This is a genomic window from Dissulfurimicrobium sp., from assembly GCF_049968175.1.
Taxonomy (GTDB): domain Bacteria; phylum Desulfobacterota; class Dissulfuribacteria; order Dissulfuribacterales; family Sh68; genus Dissulfurimicrobium; species Dissulfurimicrobium hydrothermale.
Genome location: NZ_JBMFRG010000115.1, coordinates 1 through 1206, shown reverse-complemented (window position 1 = coordinate 1206; position 1206 = coordinate 1). Strand labels below are relative to the sequence as shown.

Annotated in this window: 1 protein-coding gene and 1 tRNA gene; one reads left to right on the top strand and one right to left on the bottom strand. The window is 46.9% G+C overall.

The genetic code is table 11. The features are described 5' to 3' along the window. Window positions 1–600 (bottom strand): 4Fe-4S dicluster domain-containing protein (locus ACP5SG_RS09660; protein ID WP_428124098.1); only part of this gene is annotated, 600 nt, incomplete at its 3' end. A gap of 237 nt (window positions 601–837) precedes the next feature. Between ACP5SG_RS09660 and ACP5SG_RS09655 the strand changes: the two genes are divergently transcribed. Further along, window positions 838–913 (top strand) — tRNA-His (locus tag ACP5SG_RS09655). The last annotated feature ends 293 nt before the right edge of the window (window positions 914–1206 follow it).

The window sequence follows — 1206 nt, the reverse complement described above, 5'->3', positions numbered from 1 at the left end:
CCACTTTGAGGAATAGGTCCAATCGATCCCTGCGGCATGCAATATCTTCCAGAGAGGGACCATCTCTTCTGGCTCGACCGTCGGCTCCTTTGCGTTCTGATTGAGGTAATATTCAGCGCCCGCCTTGTCTATCGGCGCATTGATATCCGCCCATTCAGGCTCATTCTGGCGCACCTCTTCAAGCACATCCCTCACCACCCAGACAAAATCTTCATTGGGGATACCCGTGCTATTGGTTTCCTTTTGAAGATCGCATGAACGCTGTAGGTTTCTGGGCCGCTCATCCCTCGGCCTCATGCCGCGGATCTCATAGACTATGCGTCCAACATCTATGCCCATCGGACACGCATACCTGCACCTCTGACACATGGTGCAGGTATATATCCAATTGGTCTTTAAAATTTCATCATCCTGGCCTAGGACCAGAAGCCGCAGGAATTTCCGTGGGTCAAGACCATCGATGCCGGTTGCAGGACAACCGCTCGCACAAAGACCGCACGTCAAGCAGTAATCGATCCTGGCGTCCGGAACTGAGCGCTCTATCCGCCCCTTGACCCAGGCCCTGAGCCTAACAATATCCAACGGTTTCTCGTCCGGCATAAATCATCCTCTTTTAAGCGCTGCAAAGACTATTGTATTTGTTTTTACTACTTCTTTGTCCTACATATTGTCAATTCTTTCAATGCCTGATATCGGCGGATTAGGCTAGATTTTTATCAAAATCAGGCCAAAGATATATTTTATTTCTTTAATATTGATATATTGCACAAGACCAAACACCACTTGACACAAAACCTCAAGACCAGTAAGAATAAACCACTTTTAAAGACCTCTGTGGTGGGCGTAGTTCAACGGTTAGAGCGTCGGGTTGTGGCCCCGAAGGCTATGGGTTCGAATCCCATCGCTCACCCCAAACAAGACCAAACAGTTTTTTTCAAGAAAAGAGCTTTCTTCATTCATTCATTATTCTTGCATGGATAAAATCCATTTTTGCATTACAATGCCTTCTTTATAAGCTCCAGTTTTAAACCCACTACAACTATATGATTGTACCTGCGGGCCTACAGTGCAGAATGAGACGAAAATAGCGCAACATGGTCGCTCTCTGCTCACTGAACTGAACAGAAGCGCCTAAGGTCTCATACCACAGAAAGGTGAAACCCCCGGAGGAAGGTTTGACATGGAAAACGGCCAATTGACTTGGAT